Origin of the sequence: Thiohalophilus sp. (assembly GCF_046483665.1) — a bacterium.
In the GTDB taxonomy this organism is placed as follows: domain Bacteria; phylum Pseudomonadota; class Gammaproteobacteria; order UBA6429; family Thiohalophilaceae; genus Thiohalophilus.
The window spans coordinates 25,034-40,463 of the sequence record NZ_JAWOCR010000050.1; the positions used below are offsets into that span (position 1 = coordinate 25,034).

Here is a 15,430-nt window from a genome sequence, read left to right on the forward strand (position 1 = left end):
GTCTGCCTCTTAGAGGGGATGGTGATAACGGGTTTGTATCGGCCTGTGAAAATCGTAACGGCTAATGAAAATGCAGCCCATAACAGGGTAAACTGTGGCGATGAACTTTCCAACGATTGAAGCCTTTGTTGGCAATACCCCCCTGGTTCGCCTGCAACGTCTGCCAGGCGAGACCAGCAATATCTTGCTGGTCAAACTTGAGGGGAATAATCCAGCCGGTTCGGTCAAGGATCGGCCTGCTCTGAGCATGATCCAGCATGCCGAAAAACGCGGGGAGATCCAATCCGGGGATACCCTGATCGAGGCGACCAGTGGCAATACCGGCATCGCCCTGGCCATGGCGGCGGCCATCAAGGGCTATCGCATGGTGCTGGTCATGCCCGAGAACATGAGTGTCGAGCGCCGCGCGGCCATGAAAGCCTATGGTGCGGAGCTGATTCTGGTCAGCGAAAAGGCGGGCATGGAAGGGGCCCGGGATCGGGCCGAGCAGATGGCGGCCAACGGGCAGGGGCGGCTGCTGGATCAGTTTTCCAACCCGGATAACCCGCTGGCGCATTATGAAGGTACGGGGCCCGAGATCTGGCGGGATACGGACGGCAGCGTGACTCATTTTGTCAGCGCCATGGGGACCACGGGCACCATCATGGGCGTCTCGCGCTATCTCAAGGAACAAAGCCGCGATGTGCAGATCGTTGGCGTGCAGCCCGCCGAGGGCGCCAAAATCCCCGGTATCCGTCGCTGGCCGAAGGCCTACCTGCCGGCTATATTCGACGCCGCACACGTCGATCAAACCCTGGATGTGTCCCAGCAGGATGCCGAAAACACCAGCCGCGCGCTGGCTACCCGGGAAGGGATATTTTGCGGCATTTCCTCCGGCGGCGCGGTGGCAGCGGCATTGCAACTCTCCCGCCAGGTAGAAAATGCCGTGATCGTCTCGATCATTTGCGATCGGGGAGATCGCTATCTTTCCACTGATGTTTTCCGCACCTGAACTGTACGGATCACTGCATGGGACGCCAACGCCGTTTATTGCCAACCGAGCCGGTTATTGCCGATATCGAGAGTATGACCCCCGAGGGTCAGGGGATTGCCCGTATCGCCGGCAAGACGGTCTTCATCGATGGCGCCCTGCCCGGCGAGCAGGTGGAGTTTGTCTATACCCGCAGCCGGCGAAATTACGATACCGGTCGGGTGCAACAGGTCTTGTCGGCTTCGCCGGCGCGCATCGAGCCGGCCTGTGCGCACTTCGGAGTTTGCGGCGGCTGTCGCCTGCAACACGTCAGTAGTGAAGAGCAGGTGCGTCTCAAGCAACAGACACTGCTCGACGACCTGGCCCATATCGGCCGGGTGGCGCCGGAATCGGTTCTGCAACCATTGACCGGGCCGATCTTGGGTTATCGCAACAAGGCCCGGCTCGGAGTCCGTTATGTGGACAAGAAAGAAAAAGTCCTGGTCGGGTTTCGTGAGCGCGGCAGTCACTTTCTGGCCGAACTGGAAGAGTGTCACATTCTGACCCCGGAACTGGGCGGTCGCTTGCCCGAGCTTGGCGAGCTGGTGCGACGGCTCAGCTGTTATCGCCGGTTGCCCCAGATCGAGGTGGCCGCTGGTGACGCGCAGACCGCACTGGTGTTTCGCAATCTCGAACCGTTAATCGAAGACGATATCCGTTTGTTGATCGATTACGGCAAGGCCAATGATTTTGTGATCTATCATCAGCCCAAAGGACCGGACAGTGTGACACTGCTCTATCCAGAGCAGGCCACATTGTGCTATACGTTGCCCGAGTTCGAGGTAACACTGGAATTTCTGCCGGCAGATTTCACCCAGGTTAACAGCGATATCAACCGTCGCATGGTAAGCCATGCCCTGCAGTTACTCGATGTGAATACCTCTGATCGGGTTCTGGAGCTGTTCTGCGGGCTGGGTAATTTTTCCCTGCCGCTGGCACGCCGGGCTGGTGAAGTGGTGGCCGTGGAGGGAGAAGCCAATCTGATCCAGCGTGCCCGGGCCAATGCCAAACTCAATCGCATTGATAATGCGCAGTTTCATGTCGCCAATCTGTTCGAGGAGTGCGCGGCCGAACCCTGGTTGAAAAAACAAACCTATAACAAAGTATTGCTGGATCCGCCTCGCAGCGGCGCCGCGCAGATAATCCCGCAGCTGGCTGCCACAGGGGCTGAACGAATTGTGTATGTCTCCTGTAATCCGGCGACCCTGGCGCGCGATGCGGGCGAACTGGTGAACCGGCACGGCTATCGACTCGCCAGCACCGGCATCATGGACATGTTTCCGCATACCGCCCACGTGGAATCCATTGCTCTGTTTGTCAAAGGTGACTGATGGCGATCGAGATCGAACGTAAATTTCTGGTCAACAGTGATCGCTGGCGCGCACAGGCCGATGCGGGTCAACACCTGGCGCAGGGCTATCTGATCGGAGCGCGCGAGGCGTCGGTACGGGTGCGCATCGAGGGTGAACGCGCCAATCTGAATATCAAAAGCGCCACCCTGGGAATCTACCGACAGGAATATGAATATCCGATTCCTCTGGCGGATGCCCGGGAAATGATCGATACCCTGTGCGAGAAACCGGTCATCGAGAAAACCCGTTATCACGTCAAACATGCCGATCATACCTGGGAAGTCGATGTGTTTGAGGGCGAGAACGCCGGACTGGTGGTGGCCGAGATCGAACTGACCAGCGAATCCGAAACCTTTGAACAACCGGACTGGGTGGGCGAAGAGGTTTCTGCGGATCCGCGCTATTATAATGTCAGCCTGGTCAAACATCCCTTTAAAGCGTGGCGCTGATGAGTATGCAGCCTGAAGTGTATATCCGGGTCCGCGATCAGAGCCTGCGCGTCGTGCAGGAGGGTGAGGAAATCGCCCGGTTTCACATCGCGACCGCCAAAAATGGCGTAGGAGAGCGCAATGGCAGCGAACAGACCCCGCGTGGCTGGCACAAGATCCGCGCCAGAATCGGTGCCGGACAGCCGGTGAATATGGTGTTTGTGGGGCGGCGGCCCACGGGCGAGATCTATACGCCCCGTTTGCGCGAACAGTATCCACAGCGGGACTGGATACTGACCCGGATCCTGTGGCTCAGCGGCCTGGAGCCGGGCGTCAATCGCCTCGGCGCGGTCGATACCATGCGTCGCTATGTTTATATCCATGGTTGCCCGGATGAAGATAGTATGGGGGTTCCCAGCTCACACGGCTGTATTAAAATGCGCAATGCCGATATTCTCACCCTGTTTGACATGCTGCCCGCCGGCACGCGTGTCTGTATAGAAGAGTAAGGGAATACGCCATGTCACTGGGATCCGTTATGCTCGATATCGCCGGCACAACGTTGTCACAAGACGACCGTATGTTGTTATTGCATCCTCATGTCGGTGGTGTGATTCTTTTCAGTCGTAATTACGAGTCCATCGAACAGTTGGATCAACTGGTTCGCGAAATACATGCCCTGCGTGAGCCGCGTCTGCTGGTTGCGGTGGACCATGAAGGCGGGCGTGTGCAACGTTTTCGCGACGGCTTCAGTCATATTCCCCCGGCCAGTCTGTTTGGCCAGATTTACGAGCAGGACCATCAAAAGGCCCGGGTACTGACACGCCAGGCTGGCTGGTTGATGGCGGTCGAGCTGCGTGCTATCGATATCGATTTCAGTTTCGCACCGGTACTGGATCTCGATTACGGCGTCAGCGAGGTCATCGGCGACCGCGCGTTTCATCATAAACCCGATATCGTGGCCGAGCTGGCGCATGCCTGGATGCAGGGGATGGCCGATGCCGGTATGGCGGCCACCGGGAAACACTTCCCCGGCCACGGGGCAGTGGAGGCCGATTCACACAAAGCCGTGCCGATCGACTCGCGCGATTATCATGATATCTATCATCACGATATTCTCCCGTTCCGCCGCATGATCGGTTATGGCCTGACTGCAATCATGCCGGCGCATATTATTTACGACAAAGTAGACCACCTCCCGGCCGGATTTTCTCCTGTCTGGTTGAAACAGATCCTGCGCGAACGCCTCCAATTTCAGGGCGTGATTTTCAGTGACGATCTGGATATGCAAGGAGCCAGTGTTGCCGGCGAGCGCTATAGCGATCGGGCACGATCGGCACTGCAGGCCGGTTGTGATATGGTCCTGGTCTGCAATAATCGTGACGCCGCCGTTGAGGTACTGGAATCGCTGGGGGATTATGAAGATCCGGTCGCACACCTGCGACTGGCGCGCATGCATGGTAAAGGTGAGGTGGTGCGACAGCAGTTACACGCTTCGGGTCAATGGCGTCAGATTTCCGAACAGCTGGATAAATACAGTACCAATCCGACGCTGGCATTTGATTTTTAGCGACTGGCGGATAAGGAAAAGGCATGCTTGAACAGACTACCGACTATATCGATCAGCTGTTGCGTGGCAACTGGTGGATATTGCACAGCTTTATCATTGTTTTTACCACGCTGTTGCTGGACTTTATTCAGAAAGGGGTTCTGAAACGTCTGGAAAAACGTTTTAAGAAAACGGACCGAATCTGGGATAACTCCCTGGTCAATTCGATTCGCCATCCCGTGACCCTGTTTATCTGGATTCTCGGTATTTCATTATTGATGTCGTTGTTCGGATTTGAAACCGACCGTGAGGTGCGCGAAGTCGGTGCGATTATTGCCATCGCCTGGGCGCTGCTGCGTTTTGTCGATCAAATGGCGAATAATATTGTCGAGCACAAGGTTCTGGAAGGCAAACCACTGGATAGAACCACGGCCGATGCCATCACGCAGTTGCTGAAGATATCGGTATTCATCACCGCTGCCCTGGTACTGTTACAGACACTCGGAGTCAATATATCGGCGATTCTGGCCTTTGGCGGTATTGGCGGAATTGCGGTCGGTTTTGCCGCCAAGGATATGCTGGCCAACTTCTTTGGCGGCATGATGATTTACTTTGACCGGCCCTTTGCCATCGGCGACTGGGTGCGCTCGCCGGATCGGAATATCGAAGGGACGGTGGAAAAAATCGGCTGGCGCCTGACGATTATTCGCACCTTCGATAAACGACCCATCTACGTACCCAATTCGCTGTTTTCCAGCGTAGTGGTGGAAAATCCTTCGCGGATGTATAATCGCCGGATTTTCGAGACTATCGGCTTACGTTACTCGGATATGGCTGTAATGCCGAAAATTATCCAGGACGTCAAAATCATGCTGGAATCCCATCCGGAGATCGATCAGGAGCAGACCCTGATTGTCAATTTCAACAGTTTTGGCGATTCATCGCTCGAGTTCTTTGTCTATACCTTTACCAAGACCGTCAACTGGATCGAGTTCCACAAAGTTAAACAGGACGTGCTGTTCAAAATCAGTGAGATCATTGCCGGCCACGGTGCCGAAGTTGCCTTCCCGACCCGGACACTGCATATGCCGGATCTTCTTGAAGGCGCCAGTTTGCCACAACCACCGACAACATCATGATGAATATCGAGACTGTTAACAAAACAATGACCGAGGCGGATTGCCTCTATGATCAACAACAGGTCGAGGCGGCCCTGGACAAGATGGCCGCGGCCATGACCCAGGTACTGAAAAACAGCGATCCGCTGGTTTTATGCGTGCTCACCGGCGCCATTATCCCGGCCGGTCATCTGCTGACCCGGCTGAACTTTCCCATGCAGATCGATTATATCCATGCTACCCGTTATGCCGGCGATACCCGTGGCGGTGAACTCAACTGGCAGGTACGTCCCAGTCATCCGCTGGCAGGACGCAATATTCTGGTGGTTGACGATATCCTGGACGAGGGGATTACACTGGCGGGGATCATGGAACACTGCCGCGCCGAGAACGCCAATGAAGTCTACAGCGCGGTACTGGTGGAAAAACATCACGATCGTAAAAATGGCCTGCAGGCTGACTTTGTCGGTTTGCGCACCGACGATCGCTATCTGTTCGGTTACGGGATGGATTACAAAGGCTACCTGCGCAATGCGCCGGGTATCTACGCAGTCAAAGGATTATAACTATGTCAAAAGTGGCTATCATTGGCGGCACTGGCCTGACCAGTTTACAAAACCTGCAAATCTCTGGTCGCGAGATCATGCACACACCCTATGGTGAGCCTTCCGCTACCCTGGTACGCGGTAAGCTGGGCGACAACGATGTATTGTTTCTGCCACGACATGGTTCGGGACATACTATTACCCCGCACAGAATCAATTATCGCGCCAACCTCTGGGCGCTCAAGGAAGCCGGCGCCGAGATGATTATCGCTGTCAATGCGATCGGCGGTATTCAGTCCGAATTCCAGCCCGGGTGCCTGGTCATTCCGGATCAGATCATCGATTACACCTGGGGACGTAGCAATACCTTTTTCGACGAAGGCGACAACCCGGTCGTGCATGTCGACTTCACCTGGCCCTATTGCGCGAGCCTGCGCCAGGCGTTGTTAACGGCGGCCGAACAGGCAAGTGTTAATGTGATTAATAAAGCGACCTATGGCGCGACCCAGGGCCCGCGCCTTGAAACCGCGGCGGAGATCGACAAACTCGAGGCCGATGGCTGTAACATTGTCGGCATGACCGGCATGCCCGAAGCCGTCCTGGCCCGTGAGCTGGAAGCCTGCTACGCTTCCATCGGCGTCGTCGCCAACCTCGCCGCCGGCCGCCACGACGGTGAGATCACCATGGAAGAGATCGAACAACACCTCGCCGAAGGAATGAAAAACGTCCGCACCTTGCTGGAACATGTGATCCCGTTGTTATAAAAGGAAAATCCAACGCAGAGGACGCAAAGTTTTTTATTAAATAATCTTTATTTTACAATTCTGGTGTAGAACAGAATTCCATCATTTTGAATATACGTTTTCGGCTATTGGCGCACGTTATAACGGTAAGCTTGTCAAAAATAATTATGTTCTTTGCTGTTCTTTGCTGTTCTTTGCTGTTCTTTGCTGTTCTTTGCTGTTCTTTGTGTCTTTGCGCCTCTGCGTTATGATCTTCTATCTAAATAGCTGTTCCGAATACCAGTTCAGTGAGATTGCTTCGTCACGCTGTTCCTCGCAATGACCTCCCTATTTTCAGTCATTGCGAGCGAAGCGAAGCAATCTTTTGAACAAAGTGATCGGGTATGCGGAACGTTTATTTAGAGTTTGTCGGTTTCGACCGGGTGCATGATGATCAGCATGCCGAGGACGGGATGGTCGAGGTAGTGCAGTTCGGTGCTGCGGATACGCCGCCGCAGTTGTTTGAGCTGATAAGCTACCGGCTCTTCGGATTCCTCGATGAAAAAGTCAAAGCGACCGGTCTGGGGCCGGGCCTGGAAAATAACATTGGCATCGACGTGCAGGTAACGTGACAGGATAACCTTGATATAGGCTTCCAGCTCACCCGGTTCGCCCTGCAGGTCCGTGTTTTGTGCTCCTGTCTGTTCAGCGCCTGTGTCTTTTTTGTTCGCCGAACCGGCGGGGATGTTGCGCTTCAGATGAACATTCAGCGCCTCTTCCCCGCTCATGCCAGGCTGACGCCAGGCGGTATGCAGCAGGACCCGGCGGTTGGGTGACTCCTCGATTTTTTCGACCTCGTCGCTCAAGCGGTACTGCTCCTGTGGCAGGGTCTTGAACGTATAGGCCGGGTTATAGTTCCTGGGAATCGGACCGGGATAGGGGCGATTGAGTTCGATCACTACTTCTGACTCCAGCAATTCCCGTTCCACCGAAGTCGGCCAGCTTTCACTATTTCGATGGGACGGCACCAGATTTTCGAAGATGATCAGCTCCACATCATAATAGCGAACTGCTTCATCATCATTGGCGGCGAGCGCCGGCAGAGACAACAGGCAGAGAAGGGCCAGGCACAGGATCTGTTTCAATGCTATATTCCTTAGCTTACAACCAGAATGGATAATGTAACCAATTATACCCTGCCTTGACCAGCGAGAGGTGTTATGGCCGTCAAAGAAGTGCTCAAAATGGGACATCCGGTGCTGCGCCAGATCGCAGAGCCGGTAACCGCGTTCAATACCCCCGAACTCGACGCGCTCATTAGCGACATGCTGGATACCATGCAGGCCCTGGATGGGGCCGGCCTGGCCGCGCCCCAGATTGGCGTCTCGCAAAGGGTGGTGATTTTCGAGGTGGTCGCCAATCCCCGCTATCCTGACGTGGAGAGTGTCCCGCGCACCATCCTGATCAACCCGCTGATCACCCCGCTGGATGAGGAGCAGGAACCGGGCTGGGAAGGCTGCCTCAGCGTCCCCGGTTTACGCGGACTGGTTCCGCGTTATACCCGGGTTCGTTACAGCGGCGTCGATGAGTACGGCGTGGCCATCGAGCGCGAGGTCAGCGACTTTCATGCCCGGGTCGTCCAGCATGAAGTCGATCACCTCGACGGTATCCTCTATCCGCAGCGCATGGAAGACATGCAGTATTTCGGTTTCGAGGAAGAACTCGTTCAATACGGAGTGCCCGGGAGTGGGCCGGCATCGCGGGAATAAATAAGATAGATGGCAGATGGCAGTTGTAGGAGCGGCTACACCGCGATTTGATCTGGAACAGGGTCTGTTCTGCGTATCACCGCCCAACCGGGCACAATTGCGTTTATCTCCATCTGTACAAGTACAATGACGCAGAGGTCAGAGAGAAAAGTTTCTGGCGAGAATAACTCTAATCGAATAAAAATTTCAGAAAAATCTGAAGGGATTGAGTTGATGGATTGGTTGAAGATCATTCATCTCAGTACGGTGGTTATTACCATCAGTCTGTTCGTGATCCGCGGACTGGGACTGTTCATGAACGCGGGCTTCATGCGCCAGAAATGGGTGAAGATCGTCCCACATATCAACGACACACTGCTGCTGGTGACCGGCATCTGGATGGCCGTGCTGATCCAGCAGTACCCGCTGGTGCACGGCTGGCTCACCGCCAAGTTGATCGCCTTGCTGGTGTATATCGGGCTGGGATTGATGGTATTTCGGTTTGCCAGAATCCGGCGTGAGCGGATGGCGTACTGGCTGGCGGCGATTCTGGTGTTTGCCTATATGGTCAGTGTGGCGTTGTATCATCATCCGTTGGGGTGGCTTGTCACCCTCTAGTTTTATTCCCTCTCCCCTTTGGGGAGAAGGTTAGGGAGAGGGGAGTGGGTCATGCCGGCATAAGTCGGTGTCCATTTTGCTTTGTGGGAGGCGACTCCGTCGGCGACTGTTGCCGGTGCCACCAGACTTAGCAACATGATCGCCCTCCGGGCGCCCTGGATATTGAAAGCGCTGGCTTCCCTGTTGTGGGAGGCGCTTGTAGCAGCGACCTGCCGGGGTTCGAGAGGTCGCGGCTGAAAGCCCCTCCTACATCCATAATCCCCGTCCTGCCGGGGGCTGTGGGAGGCGCTTGTAGCAGCGAGCTGCCGGGGTTCGAGAGGTCGCGGCTGAAAGCCCCTCCTACATCCATAATCCCCGTCCTGCCGGAGGGGCTGTGGGAGGCGACTCCGTCGGCGACTGTTGCCGGTGCCATCATTCTTATCTATTTGTCGTCAAGCAGGCGCAGCTCGGCATCCAGTTGGCCGATCTTTCCCCTGCGGGCATCAATTCTGAAGCATCGATCATTTCATCTTTCGCTTTGAGTTCTGGTAAGTCACGCAGAGCATGCGACGACGTAGAGGCGCACTCCCTGTGTCATTTTAACCGGCAATCACTTGCCGGTTTCCGGAAACGGGCTGCCGGATAAAGATGTTTGTGACTCGACTCATAAAATCAGCGGTAAGACATCCCGCCCCATGACGGGTCCTGTCCAGAGGGGAAGTCAATCTGGCATGGTGATTGCGTTGTTCCCGGCGAATTCTAACCCGTTCCGTGAACGGAACGCACGCAAGAGGAGGCACCATGATAGATGGAGTCAACAGCAGCAATGCCGCCGCCATGGCACGTCCGGAGGCATCCTCAAAACCGGAGACAAACAACAAACCGGTAGTCGAGAAGCCGGACACTGCCGAACTGAGCCAGGCCGGCAAAGAAGCCCTGGCGAAATTCAAAGCTTCCCAGCCGGAGAAAACCGCGACCGACGCGGCTATCAACCTGCCGGGTAGCGATCCGGTCGCGGTCGCGGAGAAAGCCACGAAAGGGGCTTCTAACCCTGACGCTGCTTTGAAGTCCGCCGGTATCGGCAGCTCCGGTTCCCGGGTCGATCTGAAGGTCTGATTCCCGGTACATATCCTACTGTTTGTCCGTCCGGACCAGCACCGGCCTGCGATGAATTCCGTCCTATTCTAAGGTAGGGAACAGGGCGGTTATCTGTTCTGGCGCAGCGGTATCTGATACATCGCCGGATATTGGATACATTGTTCGAGCTGCGGAGTAAGCTGTCGTCATGTCGGCGCCTGAAAAGGTGACAGATTGATTCCCCTCTGCGTCTTTGCATGACGTACAGGGAAGACATCAAGAGGTTCACCCTGCGGGCGAGCTGATTTTTGAAAGCGGGCTCGGGCTCTCGTGCCCGCGCGGCGAGGTACTTTGACGAAGGCCGTCCATGGCCTTCGCACTTCGTGCAGCCTCCGGCTATCCAAATTCGTTCCTGACGAATTTGTCTTGTGCTGACAAGACAACTTTGCCTGGTGCAAAATTGGACGCACTTTAGTGCGCCCGAAGGGGCTGCGCCATGGATGGCGCAGCTCCAGGTACCCAAAGAAGCTCTCTCGAAAAGACACCGCCGCTCCAGCCATTTCCAATGGCTGAACCGGTTCCCTGTGCTTCTCGCGCCAGTCGGACATGCCATACGGCGCGGTCGCTCCCGGCATCCATGCTTCCCGCGACATTAGTCCATCGATGGACGTCATCCCTGTGCCGACTGGCGAGTGCGCGCGTCCATGCTCGCATCCTGTTGGGCTTATCCTTCTTCCACTGCGATGCTCGGCGGCGTCAAACGGGAATCAAGAGACTCACTAGCCAGATTAGGGTAAATCCAAAAAATGGTGACAGAGTTATTTCTTTAATTTCTTTTATTTTTGTCCTCTGCGCCTCTGCGTTGAAAAAATAAAATTCAAGCTGCTTCTTTCTCTCCCAGTGTCGCCAGCAGGTTGTTGAGTTCCTTAATCCGGTCAGCCGGATCCGGCAGTTCCTTGTTAATGCGTAGTTTTTCGCCGCCGTCGAGTTTGTATTCGTTGGGGTGTTGCTGGATTAACTGAATGATCCGCATGGGATCGATGTCGGGTTGTTCGACGAACAGGATGCGGCCGCCTTCTTCGCCCAGTTCAATTTTGCGAATGCCCAGGGGCAGGGCCTGCAGTTTGAGTTGGGTGACGGCAAACAGGTTTTTGACGGCGTCGGGCAGCAGGCCGAAGCGGTCGATCATTTCCACCTGCAGGTCCTTGAGTTCCTGTGAGTCGGCGGCATTGGCGATGCGTTTGTAGAGGATCAGCCGCTCGTGGATGTCGGGCAGGTAGTCGTCGGGGATCAGGGCGGGGCAGTGCAGATCGATTTCGGCGCCGTGATTGAGGGGTTTTTCGAGCTCCGGTTCTCGACCTTCCTTGAGCGCCTTGACCGCGCGTTCCAGCAGTTCGGTATACATGTGATAACCGATCTCCATCATCTGGCCGCTCTGTTCGTCGCCCAGTAATTCGCCGGCGCCGCGGATCTCCAGATCGTGCGTGGCCAGGGTGAAGCCGGTGCCCAGGGTCTGGATCGATTCGATCGCTTCCAGCCGCTTCTGTGCATCCTGGCTCATGGCGCGGCGCGATGGGGTGATCAGATAGGCATAGGCGCGATGATGGGAGCGGCCCACGCGACCGCGTAGCTGGTAGAGCTGGGCCAGCCCGAAACGATCGGCACGGTTGATGACGATGGTATTGGCCGACGGGATATCGATCCCGGTTTCGATGATAGTGGTGCAGACCAGAATATTGAAGCGCTGGTGATAGAAGTCGGACATCACCTGTTCCAGTTCGCGCTCACGCAGCTGGCCGTGGGCGTGACGAATCGTCGCTTCGGGCACCAGCTCGGTCAGCTTGGCGACCTGTTTTTCGATGGTCTCGATATCGTTGTGCAGGAAATACACCTGGCCGCCGCGGCGGATCTCGCGCTGGCAGGCTTCCTGGATCAGGCCGTCCTGCCATTCGCTGATAAAGGTCTTGATCGCCAGGCGGCGTGCCGGCGGGGTGGCGATGATGGAGAGATCGCGCATGCCGGACATGGCCATGTTCAGGGTGCGCGGGATCGGGGTGGCGGTGAGGGTCAACACATCCACCTCGGCGCGCAGCGCCTTGAATTTATCCTTCTGGCGTACGCCGAAGCGGTGTTCCTCGTCGATGATCACCAGCCCCAGATTATGGTAGTTCACATCGCTTTGCAGCAGCTTGTGGGTGCCGATGATGATGTCCACCTTGCCGGCTTCGAGATCGCGCAGGATCGCCTGTTGCTGTTTGGGGCCGACAAAGCGCGACAGGGCTTCGATCCGCACCGGCCAGTCGGCGAAGCGGTCGCGGAAGTTTTCCAGATGCTGCTGGGTGAGCAGGGTGGTCGGGGCCAGCACCGCCACCTGCTTGCCGTCCTGCACGGCAATGAAGGCGGCGCGCATGGCCACCTCGGTCTTGCCAAAGCCGACATCGCCGCAGACCAGGTGATCCATGGGCTGATCGGCACGCATGCTTTGGATGACGTTGTCGATGGCCTGTTGTTGATCGGGGGTTTCCTCAAACGGAAACCCGGCCGCAAAGGCGCGGTACTGGGCCTCGTCGATATGATAGGTATAGCCGTGGCGGGCCTCGCGCCGGGCGTAGATATCCAGCAGTTCGGCGGCCACGTCGCGCACCCGCTCGGCGGCTTTGCGCCGGGCCTTCTCCCACTGGCCGCTGCCCAGCTTGTGCAGCGGAGCGGTCTCCGGCGAGGCGCCGGTGTAGCGGCTGATGAGATGCAACGAGCTGACCGGCACGTAGAGCTTGTCGCCGCCGGCGTACTCCAGGGTCAGAAACTCGGTGTCCTGGCCGTTGAGCTGCAGCGTCTGCAGCCCCTTGTAGCGGCCCACGCCGTAATCCTCATGGACCACCGGCGCATCGACGGTCAGCTCGGCCAGGTTGCGGACGATGGCGTCGCTGTCGCGATCGCTTTGTTTGCGCCGACGCCGCTGCAGTACCTGCTGGCCGAACAGCTGGGTTTCGGCGATCACCGCCAGGGCGGGGTCGTTCAGCAGCAGGCCCTGATCCAGCGGCGCCACGGTGATGGCCAGCGGTTCGTCGCTGTCGACAAACTGCTGCCAGCTGTTCAGCTCGCGCGGGCGGATGTGATAGTGACCGAGCATCTCCAGAATGTATTCGCGCCGGCCGGTGGTCTCGGCGGCGAACAGCACGCGGCCGGGGAAGTGGTCGAGAAACGCCTTGAGCTGACGGGCCGGCTCGGCGGCGCGCACGTCCAGGTTCAGCGGCGGCGGGGCCTCGGTGGCGAACTGAACGGCCGATTCATCCTCGAACTTGAAGTTTTGCAGCGCGACCCGAGGGTGTTGTTTGAGGCCGGCGAACAGTTCCGGCACCGGTAAAAACAGCTCGGGCGGACTGAGCAGGGGGCGTTCCTGATCGTGGCGCAGCTGCTCGTAGCGGTGGCCGACCTCGCCCCAGAAGCTTTCGGCCGCCTCTTCCAGCTGGGCCTCGCCCAGAAACAGGCTCTGGCCCGGTAAATAATCGAACAGGGTTGCCATCTGTTCGTGAAACAGTGGCAGATAGTATTCGATCCCGGCGCTGGCCAGTCCCTCGCTTACATCCTGATAGACCCGCGCCTTTTGCGGATCACCCTCGAAGCGGGCCCGAAAGGCCTGGCGAAAGCGGGAAATGGCTTCCTTGTGCAGCGGGTACTCGTGGGCCGGCAGCAGACGCACCTGGTTGACTTTGTCGGTGGAGCGCTGGGTTTCGGGATCGAAGATCCGGATGCTTTCGATCTCGTCATCGAACAACTCGATACGATAGGGCGCCTCGCTGCCCATGGGAAAGAGATCGAGAATGTTGCCGCGTACCGCGAACTCGCCATGCTCCATCACCGCCGAGACGCACTGGTAGCCGGCCGACTCCAGGCGCCGGCGCATTGCATCCAGTTGCAGGGTCTGGCCGAGATCCAGCATCAGGGTATTGGCCTGCAGATAATCGGGCGGCGGCAGGCGGTGCATCAGGGTCTGCACCGGGATCAGCAGGATGCCCTGCTGCATATCCGGCAGATGATAGAGACTGGTCAGGCGCCCGGAGATAATGTCCTGATGGGGCGAGAAGACATCGTAGGGCAGGGTTTCCCAGTCCGGGAAATTGAGAATCGGCAGCGCGGTGTCGGCCAGGTAAAAGCGCAGGGCGTATTCCAGCCGCTGGGCGGCGGCGGTGTCGGCGGCAATGACCACCAGCGGCCCGTCATGCTCCCGGGCCGCCTGGCTGATGACCAGCGCCGGGCTGTTGCCATACAGTTGCCCCCAGCGGGACAGTTCGCCGGCGCGGGCGGGCAACGGCGGATGAAACGGATTACACAGGGAGACGTCTGACATGCGAACGGTTGGCAGCTGACCACAGGAAAAGAGGGCCGCCATTTTACCGGGTTCGGCCGCTAATGTGAAAACGTTCCTGTCTGTCGAGGTCGATTTAACGGATATCCTCGATCGACAGCTGTTTGCTCATAATGTTGGGGGTAATCAGCCCGTAGCCCTGCTGCTGCCAGTGAACCAGTTCGGTGATGGCCGAGGGGGCCAGTTTGATGAAATCCTGAAAGTCATCGGTACTGTAATCATAATCCTTCGCGGCCAGACCGCAGACGATGAACTCCACGCCCAGCTGGTCGTAATACTTCATGCGTTCGACCGCGGTTTTGTATTTTTCATAATTGTGTTTGGCGACCGTGACGATCTCGGTGCCGTGAATCACTACCTTGATGCTCATGAACTCGGGCGAAAAGTTATACGGCGCCTCGCCCAGCGGATTGATATAGGAGCGCACCCAGTATAATGCCGAGTTGATCTTCTCCGGGTGATCGAAATAGAAGTCGAAAACGACTTTGGGATCCTCGTACGGGGTTTTGACAATCTCCCCGCTATGCACAGGGCTATAGAACAATAACAGGGTAAACAAAAGAACGATTGGACGGGTCATGGCGGCACTCCTTTAGCGGGGCCTGTAACCCAGTATAGAAGAGACAGGGCCGAGTAACGAGGGACGAGTGCCGAGTAAAAGCGCTGTTAACAGAAATTAATATGTCTTGTTAAACGTAATGTTATTTCGTCGGACAAAAGAAAAGGGCCGGGGAAGAGGATGATATTGCTCCTCGTCCCTCGGCCCTCGTCACTCGTCCCTGTGTTGTCAGAAGTCCAGATAAACCCCGACGAAGGGACCGTCGAATTTCATGTTGGAGTAGACATCATCCAGATCGTCCAGTTCCAGCTCCAGGCTACGCACGCCGGCTTCGATACCGAGCAAGTAGCTGGTGGTGTA

The 15,430-nt window shown here is 56.8% G+C and carries 14 protein-coding genes; 11 read left to right on the forward strand and 3 right to left on the reverse strand.

The window, feature by feature from the left end:
* Positions 1 to 100 precede the first annotated feature (100 nt).
* Genes cysM through R6U90_RS10975 form a run of 8 tightly spaced genes read left to right on the forward strand, consistent with a single transcriptional unit; the run spans position 101 to position 6,765 of the window.
* Positions 101 to 991, forward strand: coding sequence for a cysteine synthase CysM (gene cysM / locus R6U90_RS10940; RefSeq protein WP_410352725.1), 891 nt, complete (start codon positions 101 to 103; stop codon positions 989 to 991).
* A 17-nt stretch (positions 992 to 1,008) separates the two neighbouring features.
* A complete protein-coding gene (rlmD, locus tag R6U90_RS10945; RefSeq protein WP_410352726.1) occupies positions 1,009 to 2,340 on the forward strand; it encodes a 23S rRNA (uracil(1939)-C(5))-methyltransferase RlmD in 1,332 nt (443 codons plus the stop codon).
* Complete coding sequence (locus tag R6U90_RS10950) at positions 2,340 to 2,810, forward strand: CYTH domain-containing protein (RefSeq protein WP_410352727.1); 471 nt, start codon at positions 2,340 to 2,342, stop codon at positions 2,808 to 2,810. The genes rlmD and R6U90_RS10950 overlap by 1 nt, the downstream gene beginning before the upstream one ends.
* Before the next feature lie 5 nt (positions 2,811 to 2,815).
* Complete coding sequence (locus R6U90_RS10955) at positions 2,816 to 3,298, forward strand: L,D-transpeptidase family protein (RefSeq protein WP_410352739.1); 483 nt, start codon at positions 2,816 to 2,818, stop codon at positions 3,296 to 3,298.
* An 11-nt stretch (positions 3,299 to 3,309) separates the two neighbouring features.
* Positions 3,310 to 4,359 (forward strand): beta-N-acetylhexosaminidase, encoded by a 1,050-nt coding sequence (nagZ, locus tag R6U90_RS10960; protein ID WP_410352728.1) that lies wholly within the window; start codon positions 3,310 to 3,312, stop codon positions 4,357 to 4,359.
* A gap of 23 nt (positions 4,360 to 4,382) precedes the next feature.
* Positions 4,383 to 5,477: a mechanosensitive ion channel family protein gene (locus R6U90_RS10965; RefSeq protein ID WP_410352729.1), complete on the forward strand. Its 1,095-nt coding sequence runs from the start codon at positions 4,383 to 4,385 to the stop codon at positions 5,475 to 5,477.
* Complete coding sequence (locus tag R6U90_RS10970) at positions 5,474 to 6,022, forward strand: hypoxanthine-guanine phosphoribosyltransferase (protein WP_410352730.1); 549 nt, start codon at positions 5,474 to 5,476, stop codon at positions 6,020 to 6,022. Before R6U90_RS10965 ends, R6U90_RS10970 begins: the two co-directional genes overlap by 4 nt.
* Positions 6,019 to 6,765, forward strand: a complete 747-nt coding sequence (locus tag R6U90_RS10975) for an S-methyl-5'-thioinosine phosphorylase (RefSeq protein ID WP_410352740.1) — start codon at positions 6,019 to 6,021, stop codon at positions 6,763 to 6,765. The genes R6U90_RS10970 and R6U90_RS10975 overlap by 4 nt, the downstream gene beginning before the upstream one ends.
* A 377-nt stretch (positions 6,766 to 7,142) precedes the next feature.
* Here the strand turns inward: R6U90_RS10975 and R6U90_RS10980 are convergent, their stop codons facing one another.
* Positions 7,143 to 7,868, reverse strand: a complete 726-nt coding sequence (locus R6U90_RS10980) for a CsiV family protein (RefSeq protein ID WP_410352731.1) — start codon at positions 7,866 to 7,868, stop codon at positions 7,143 to 7,145.
* Between the two features lie 75 nt (positions 7,869 to 7,943).
* On the opposite strand from R6U90_RS10980, the gene def reads away from it, so the two are divergent.
* The 3 genes from def (at position 7,944) to R6U90_RS10995 (ending at position 10,184) form a co-directional block, all read left to right on the forward strand.
* A complete protein-coding gene (gene def / locus R6U90_RS10985; RefSeq protein WP_410352732.1) occupies positions 7,944 to 8,492 on the forward strand; it encodes a peptide deformylase in 549 nt (182 codons plus the stop codon).
* A gap of 213 nt (positions 8,493 to 8,705) precedes the next feature.
* A complete protein-coding gene (locus R6U90_RS10990) occupies positions 8,706 to 9,089 on the forward strand; it encodes a SirB2 family protein (RefSeq protein ID WP_410352733.1) in 384 nt (127 codons plus the stop codon).
* 780 nt (positions 9,090 to 9,869) lie between these two features.
* Positions 9,870 to 10,184 carry a hypothetical protein gene (locus R6U90_RS10995; protein WP_410352734.1) on the forward strand — a complete coding sequence of 105 codons (315 nt, stop codon included), beginning with the start codon at positions 9,870 to 9,872 and terminating at the stop codon, positions 10,182 to 10,184.
* An 838-nt stretch (positions 10,185 to 11,022) separates the two neighbouring features.
* Here the strand turns inward: R6U90_RS10995 and mfd are convergent.
* The gene (gene mfd / locus R6U90_RS11000; protein ID WP_410352735.1) at positions 11,023 to 14,493 is read right to left on the reverse strand and encodes a transcription-repair coupling factor; all 3,471 of its coding nucleotides are present in this window, start codon (positions 14,491 to 14,493) and stop codon (positions 11,023 to 11,025) included.
* Between the two features lie 94 nt (positions 14,494 to 14,587).
* Positions 14,588 to 15,091 (reverse strand): DsrE family protein, encoded by a 504-nt coding sequence (locus tag R6U90_RS11005; RefSeq protein ID WP_410352736.1) that lies wholly within the window; start codon positions 15,089 to 15,091, stop codon positions 14,588 to 14,590.
* Positions 15,092 to 15,430 lie beyond the last annotated feature (339 nt).